This window comes from Micromonospora sp. NPDC051296, from assembly GCF_040682255.1.
Taxonomy (GTDB): Bacteria; Actinomycetota; Actinomycetes; order Mycobacteriales; family Micromonosporaceae; genus Micromonospora; species Micromonospora craterilacus.
Window position 1 is genome coordinate 1 of the sequence record NZ_JBFBAO010000343.1, and the last position, 7,532, is coordinate 7,532.

Consider the following 7,532-nt stretch of genomic DNA (forward strand, 5'->3'; position numbering starts at 1 on the left):
TGGATCGTCCCACCGAGCGCCCGCAGGCCGGCCAGGGACGGCCACTCGCGCAACTCGCTGCCGGAGACCGGCAGTCCCCGGGTGAGGAACAGCCGGGCCAGGCCGCTCATGCCGACCCCGCCCACCCCGATCAGGTGAATGTGGCCCAGGTCTTCGGCGGTCAGGGTGCCAGCCGGGCTGAACGTGGTCATCGGGACCAACCTTTCGTTCGCGACTGCGGGGCTCGCAGAACCGGCTCACTCCTCGCGCTCACCGAGCCGACAGTTGTTCGCGACTGCGGGGCTCGCAGAACCGGCTCACTCCTCGCGCTCACCGAGACACCGCCTCGTAGACGAAGTTGAGCAGCGCCTCGTCGCCGTCGCGCCGCCCGTATCCGGCTGCGGCGACGCCCATCGCGTTCAGCCGCTGCGGGTCGCGGATCAGCGGGATCACCGTCCGTTCGATCCAGTCCGGGGTCACCTCGGCGTCGTCGACCAGCAGCCCGCCGCCGGCCTCGACCACCGGCAGCGCGTTGCGCTTCTGCTCCTGGTTGCTGTGCGGGTACGGCACGTAGATGGTCGGCAGGCCGATCGCGGCCACCTCCGCGCAGGTCATCGCCCCGCCCCGGCCGAGCATCAGGTCCGCCGCGGCGTAGCCGGCCTCCATCTCGGACAGGTAGGGCAGGGTCACGTACGGCACCGGCAGGTCGGTGGGGATCGGCACCGGCTCGTTGCGGGCCCCGATGACGTGCAGCACCTGGATGCCGTTGCGGGCCAGTTCCTTGGCCGCCCCGGCGACCGCGAGGTTGATCGACCGGGCGCCCTGCGAACCGCCGGCGACGAAGAGCACCGGCAGGTCGGGGCGGAGCCCGAAGTGGGCGCGGGCGGCATTGCGCATGGCCGACCGGTCCAGCCCGGCGATGCCGCGGCGCAGCGGTACGCCGACCACCCGCGCGTCGCGCAGCGACTCGGCCTGCGACGGCTGGTGCGGGAAGCCGACCGCCACGTGCCGGGTGAACTTCATGCCCAGCCGGTTGGCCACACCCGGCGGCACGTTCACCTCGTGGATCACGATCGGCAGCTCCCGTCGCCAGGCGGCCAGGTACGCCGGCACCGAGACGTACCCGCCGAAACCGACCACCACGTCGGCGCGTACCTCGTCGATGACCTTGCCCGCCGCGCGGGCCGCGGTCCACATCCGGCCCGGGGTGCGGACCAGGTTCATGTTGATCGACCGGGGCAGCTGGTAGGCCGGGATCTGCCGCAGGTCGTAACCGGCCGGCGGGATCAGCTCGTTCTCCAGGCCCTTGGGTGTGCCGAGACAGGTGACCCGGACGCCGGGGTCGTGTCGGCGCAGGCAGTCGGCGAAGGCGAGCAACGGGTAGATGTGCCCCCCGGTGCCACCTCCTGCGAGCACCACCGAACGCAGCGGACCCATCAACGTCTCCTCTCGTCCGCCGACCCGCCGCGGCCCCGGCCGTCCCGGGCGCCACGCGGTGCGGCCTGGTCGTCCCTGCGCCGCTTGCGCGCCTGGGGGACGGATCCCCGGGGAGCCGGCGGCGGCGCCGCACGGCGACGCCGGCCGGGAAGCGGCGGCAACGGTGCCCACACTAGTCGGACCCACCGGGCCGGCGGACGGGCATGCAGTGCCCGGGCCGCATCGGGTTCCGCGCGGGCGAAGGAGGCCAGCATGCCGACCGCCGCCAGGGTGACGACCAGGGCGCTGCCGCCGTCGGAGATGAACGGCAGCGGCACGCCGGTCAGTGGCAGCAGGCCGATCACCCCGCCGATGTTGATGAACGCCTGACCGACGAGCCACGCGACGGCGCCCGCGGCGGCCAGCCGGCGGAACGGGTCGTCGACCCGCCGGGCGATCCGCAGGCCGGTGTAGGCGAGCACCGCGAAGAGGGTGACCACCACCACGCAGCCGACCACCCCGAGTTCCTCGGCGATCACCGCGAAGATGAAGTCGTTCTCCGCCGCCGGCAGCCAGGCCCACTTGGTCCGCCCCTGGCCCAGCCCGGTGCCGAACCAGCCGCCGTTGGCGATGGCGTACCGGGCCTGGACCATCTGGTAGCAGAGTTCGTCCTTGCAGGCGTCCAGCGGCGGCGGCGTGAAGAACATGGTGAGCCGGGCCAGCCGGTAGTTCTCCTCGCCCCGGACGCCCGAACCGGCACCGAGCGAGGCGACCGCGACCAGCAGGCCGATGCCGACCAGGCCGATCGCGCTGAGCGCGGCGAAGACCCGCAGCCGCACCCCCGCCGCCCAGAGCAGGCCGACCACCAGGGCCAACAGGCAGAGCATGCTGCCCAGGTCGTTGTAGCCGACCAGGACGCACATCAGGCCCACCACCGGGAACAGCGGGGCTGCCAACTCCCGCCACCAGCCCAACGCGGCGCCCTTGCGGGCGAGCACGTACGCCCCCCACAGCACCAGCGCGAACTTCGCCAGCTCGGAGGGTTGCAGCCCGACGCCGCCGACGTGCAGCGAGAGCAGCTCGGCCTCCACCGGGCCGATCTGCGCCGGGCCGCGGGTCAGCCGCCCGTACGCCACCAGCAGGTTCAGCAGCACCAGCAGCCCCACCGCGACGGCCAGCGTCGGCCGACCCAGCGCCCGGTAGGTGCTGACCGGCAACCGCTGGCAGGCCCAGAACGCCACGATGCCGATGACCGCGAAGATCGCCTGCTTGGTCAGCGACGCCGACGCGTTGCCACCCTGGGCGTAGTCGCGCACGCTGGTGGCCGAGAAGACCATGGTCAGGCCGATCAGCAGCAGCAGCCCGGCGCTGGCGAGCAGCAGGTGGTAGGAGGCCAGCGGCCGGGCCAGCAGCCCCCGCAGCGCGGCCAGCCCGCCCATCGCGTCCAGGCCCCGCAATGGGCCACCGGTCGCCGGTGCCGCGCCCGACCCGCCCGGCCGTTCGGCGCCGGATCCGCCGGAGCGCGCCGGGCCGGCCGGCCCGGAACCCGCGGACCGTGCGCCGCTGCCGGCCGCCGACCCGGCGGTTCCCGCCGCGCCGGCCGTCCCGCTGGCACCTGGTCGCGTCGCGGCGGCCACCCCGGCGCTACCCGCGCCGCCGGCCGGCCGCCGGGTGCTCGTCTCCGAGCCGTCCTGTTCTCGCGCCTCCCCCACAGCGCCATCATCGCGGTTGCCGGCAGCTCACACCGGCGGTACCGGCCGGTCGGCGTGTCGGGCTTGCGCTAGGTCACATCCCACTGCCACACCGTCACATCACCGCCCTGTCGATCATGAAGTTGACGGAGGGTGTGGAGATCGAGATCTCCGCCAACTTCATGATCGACGGTACGGGCGGGCGTCAGCCCATGTTGGCGAGGAAGTCGCTGTAGAAGAGGCCGAGGGCGATGGCCACGCCGATGCCGGCGATGATCCAGAACCGGACCACGATGTTGACCTCGCTCCAGCCGGCGAGCTCGAAGTGGTGCTGCAACGGCGACATGCGGAACACCCGCTTGCCGGTGGTCTTGAAGGAGATGATCTGGATGACCACCGACATCGTGATGATCACGAACAGCCCGCCGATGATCGGCAGCAGCAGGATGGTACGGGTGGACATCGCCATTCCGGCGATCAGGCCGCCCAGGCCGAGCGCGCCGGTGTCGCCCATGAAAATCCGGGCCGGCGAGGTGTTCCACCACAGGAAGCCGACACAGGCCCCGGCCGCGGCACCCGCGATCAGCGCGATCTCCAGCGGATCCCGGACCGCGTAGCAGTAGTTGTTCGGGTTGGCGGTGTACGCCGGGTCGGCGCACCAGTGCCGGTACTGCCAGAACGCGATCACCGCGTACGCGCCGAGCACCATCACCGAGGCGCCGGTGGCCAGGCCGTCGAGGCCGTCGGTGAGGTTGACGCCGTTGGTCGCGGCCATCACCACGAAGATGAAGATGACCACCGCACCGATCTTGGTGACGTCCAGCGCGGGGATGTCCCGGATGAAGCTGAGCGTGGTGCTGCCGACCGTCTCGGTGTTGGTCACCGCGCCGGAGGCGTCCGTCATGGTGGACGGGAAGTAGAGCGCGATCACCCCGAACACCGCGCCGACCAGGATCTGGCCGAGCAGCTTGCCGCGCGCGCTCAGGCCGCCGCTGTGCCGCTTGCGCACCTTGAGGAAGTCGTCGATGAACCCGACGGCACCGGCGAAGACCATCAGGCCGAGCAGCACCAGCGCGGTGATGGTCGGCTCGACCTGGGCGATCTGGGCGTCCGGCAGGGTGGTCAGGGCGAGGTGCCCGGCCACGTACGCGATGACGGTGGCGAGGATGAACACCACGCCGCCCATCGTCGGGGTGCCCTTCTTGCCCTGGTGCATCTGCGGGCCCTCGGCCCGGATCGGCTGACCGGCCTTCAGCCGGGTGAAGACCTTGATCGCGATCGGGGTGCAGAACAGCGAGACGAGGAAGGCCACCCCGATGGCCACGATGACCGCTCTCACGCCGCGCCACCCCCGGCCGCCGTACCCGTGCCGTTGCCCGCGGCGTCGGCCCGCAGCGCGTCGGCCACCTCCCAGGTCCGGTACCGGGACCCCTTCACCAGGACGACGTCGCCCGGCCGTAGCTCGCTACGCAGCACCTCGACGGCCGCCGTCTGATCGGTGAGCAGCACCGACTCTCCTCCCCAGTCACCTACCGATGTCGCCCCGTGGTGGATCGGCGCCGCCGCGTCGCCGACCACGAGCAGCCGGTCGACGCCCAGCTCCGCCGCGAGACGGCCCACCTCGGCGTGCCCCGGCTCCTCGAACTCGCCCAGCTCGGCCATGTAACCGAGCACCGCGACGGTACGCCCCCCGTGCCCGATGCCGGCCAGCGCGCGCAGCGCCACCGCCATCGACGCCGGGTTGGCGTTGTACGAGTCGTCGATCACGGTCACCCCGTCGGCGCGCTCGAAGACGTCCATCCGACGGGTCGAGACCAACCCCAGCGCGCCGAGCGCGATGGCCAGTTCGGCCAGCGGCATGCCCAGCTCACGGGCCACCGCCGCGGCGGCGAGGGTGTTCCAGACCTGATGCCGCCCGGTGAGCCCGAGTCGCACCGGGGCGCTGCCCTCCGGCGTCACCAGGGTGTACGCGGGCCGCCCCCGCTCGTCCACGGTCACGTCCACGGCCCGGACGTCGGCGTGCGCCGCCTCGCCGTACCGGACCACCCGGGCCGCCGTGCGGGCGGCCATCGCGTCGACCAGCGGGTCGTCGGCGTTCAGCACGGCCAGGCCGTCGGCCGGCAGCGCCTCGACCAGCTCACCCTTGGCCAGCGCGATGTTCGCCTGCGAGCCGAACTCGCCGATGTGCGACACCCCGACGTTGAGCACCACCGAGATGCGCGGCGGCGCCACGTCGCAGAGGTACCGCACGTGACCGATGCCCCGCGCGCCCTTCTCCATCACCAGGTAGCGGGTCGACGGCCCGGCCTGCAACGCGGTGTACGGGTGCCCCAGCTCGTTGTTGAACGACCCGGGCGGCGCCACCGTCTCCCCGAGCCGCGCGGTGAGCTGGGCGATCAGGTCCTTGGTGGTGGTCTTGCCGGACGAGCCGGTCAGCCCGATCACGGTCAGCTCCGGCAACCGGTCCACCACGACCCGGGCCAGCCGGCCCATCGCGGCCAGCGCGTCGGCGACCAGGATCATCGGCACGCCGGGCACCTCGCGGGTGCCCAGCACCGCCACCGCACCGGTGTCGACGGCCGCGGCGGCGTAGTCGTGCCCGTCGACCTTCTCCCCGTCGAAGGCGACGAAGAGTCCGCCCGGAGTGACCTTGCGCGAGTCGAACTCCACGCTTCCGGTGACCAGCACGGCGGGATCTGCGGCGACCAGCCGCCCGTCGACGGCCGACGCGACCTCGGCCAGGCTCAGCGCGATCACTGCTGCCCCGCCAGGTCGCCGAAGCGGATCCGCAGGGCGTCGGCGAGTTCGGTCACGTCGTCGAACGGGTACACCTCGCCGGCGATCTCCTGGCCGCGTTCGTGGCCCTTGCCGAGAACCGCCACCACGTCACCCGACGCGGCCAGCCGGACCGCCTCGTCGATCGCCGCGCGCCGGCCGGCCACCTCGACCACCCGGTCCGGCGCGGCGGCCTGGTAGGCGCCGGCGAGCACCTCGGCGCGGATCGCCCCGGGATCCTCGGTACGCGGGTTGTCGTCGGTCACCACCACCACGTCGGCCCCCTCCGCGGCGGCGGCACCCATCACCGGCCGCTTGTTCCGATCCCGATCACCGCCGGCGCCGATCACGCAGATCAGCCGGCCGGTACTTAATTCCCGCAGCGCGGCCAGCGCGGCCACCACGGCGTCCGGTTTGTGCGCGTAGTCGACCACCCCGCGCACACCGCCGGCCACACCCACCGACTCCAGCCGGCCGGGTACCCCGCCACAGGCGGCCACCCCCTCGGCGGCGGTCACCGGGTCGACCCCGGCGGCGACCAGGGTGGCGATGGCCAGCAGGGCGTTCGCGACGTTGTGCCGGCCCGGCAGCGCCACCCCGGCGGGGAGCACCAGCCCGTCCGGGCCGTGCGCGGTGAAGCGCTGGGCGTACCCCTCGCCGTCGGCGTCGTCGGCCCACCAGGTGGCGGCCGGGTCGCCGGACGCCGAGAAGCTGACCGTCGCCGGCTTAAACAGCGCCTTCAGGGCCGGATCGTCGTGGTTGAGCACCTCGACGGCGCAGCGGCCGTCGAACAGCCGCGCCTTGGCCGCGAAGTAGTCGGCGGAGTCGGCGTGGAAGTCGAGGTGGTCGGAGCCGAAGTTGGTCCAGCCGCCCACCGTGAAGCGCACCCCGCCGACCCGGCCCATCGCCAGGGCGTGGCTGGAGACCTCCATGACCACCGCGGTCACCCCGCGCTCGCGGGCGGCGGCCAGCATCGCGTGCAGGTCGGTGGCCTCGGGCGTGGTCCGGACGCTGTCCACCACCAGGTCGCCGAGGCGGGTCTCCACGGTGCCGATCAGGCCGGTGGTGTGGCCGGCGGCGCGCAGCCCCGACTCGACGAGGTACGCGGTGGAGGTCTTGCCGGCGGTGCCGGTCACCCCGATCACGATCAGCTGCGCGGTCGGGTCGCCGTAGACGGCCGAGGCGAGCGTCGACCGGTTCACCGTGAGCCAGAAGGTGATCACGGGCATGAAGGGCTCGTACGGCGGGCTGCTGATGTTCGGCCTGGCCCTGACCCTGGCCGGGATGCCGATGATCAACCCGATCTCGATCGGCGCCGGGGCGCTGTTCGGCGGCAAGAGCATCCGCGACGAGGGCAAACAGCTGCTGCGCCGCCGCCAGGCCACGGTGAAGACGGCGGTCCAGCGGCATGTCGACGACTTCTTCGTCCGGGTGAACAAGGACACCCGGGACGCGGCCCGCCAGGCGCAGCGGATGCTGCGCGACCACTTCAGCGCGCTGACCGAGGAGTTGCAGGCGGGCATCGTCGAGTCGCTGCGCAACGCCAAGCAGGCCGCCGACACCGACGCGGTGGCGCGCGAGCGGCGGCACCGGAGACCCCGGCACGGTTCGCCACGTCGCTCAGCGTCACTGACTGCGATCGTCGTCGGCCCACCGAAAGCCTTTCGCGAC

5 protein-coding genes and 2 pseudogenes are annotated in these 7,532 nt (G+C 72.8%); 1 reads left to right on the top strand and 6 read right to left on the bottom strand.

Going from position 1 to position 7,532, the window contains the following annotated elements; translation table 11 throughout:
* The 6 genes and pseudogenes from AB0M52_RS27180 to AB0M52_RS27205 form a co-directional block, all read right to left on the bottom strand.
* On the bottom strand, positions 1 to 191 hold a 191-nt coding region (locus AB0M52_RS27180; RefSeq protein ID WP_363959310.1), incomplete at its 3' end, for a Mur ligase domain-containing protein.
* A 118-nt stretch (positions 192 to 309) separates the two neighbouring features.
* Positions 310 to 1,416, bottom strand: a complete 1,107-nt coding sequence (gene murG / locus AB0M52_RS27185; protein WP_363959313.1) for an undecaprenyldiphospho-muramoylpentapeptide beta-N-acetylglucosaminyltransferase — start codon at positions 1,414 to 1,416, stop codon at positions 310 to 312.
* On the bottom strand, positions 1,416 to 2,834 hold the full coding sequence (locus AB0M52_RS27190; protein ID WP_363959322.1) for a putative peptidoglycan glycosyltransferase FtsW: 1,419 nt from the start codon (positions 2,832 to 2,834) through the stop codon (positions 1,416 to 1,418). The genes murG and AB0M52_RS27190 overlap by 1 nt, the downstream gene beginning before the upstream one ends.
* 457 nt (positions 2,835 to 3,291) lie before the next feature.
* The gene (gene mraY / locus AB0M52_RS27195) at positions 3,292 to 4,425 is read right to left on the bottom strand and encodes a phospho-N-acetylmuramoyl-pentapeptide-transferase (protein WP_363959316.1); all 1,134 of its coding nucleotides are present in this window, start codon (positions 4,423 to 4,425) and stop codon (positions 3,292 to 3,294) included.
* The gene (gene murF, locus AB0M52_RS27200; protein WP_363959319.1) at positions 4,422 to 5,843 is read right to left on the bottom strand and encodes a UDP-N-acetylmuramoyl-tripeptide--D-alanyl-D-alanine ligase; all 1,422 of its coding nucleotides are present in this window, start codon (positions 5,841 to 5,843) and stop codon (positions 4,422 to 4,424) included. The genes mraY and murF overlap by 4 nt, the downstream gene beginning before the upstream one ends.
* Positions 5,840 to 7,048: pseudogene (locus tag AB0M52_RS27205) on the bottom strand (UDP-N-acetylmuramoyl-L-alanyl-D-glutamate--2,6-diaminopimelate ligase); the annotation flags it as partial. The pseudogene AB0M52_RS27205 and the gene murF, both read right to left, overlap by 4 nt.
* Before the next feature lie 40 nt (positions 7,049 to 7,088).
* Between AB0M52_RS27205 and AB0M52_RS27210 the strand changes: the two are divergent.
* Positions 7,089 to 7,532 (top strand): annotated as a pseudogene (locus AB0M52_RS27210) (GTP-binding protein); the annotation flags it as partial.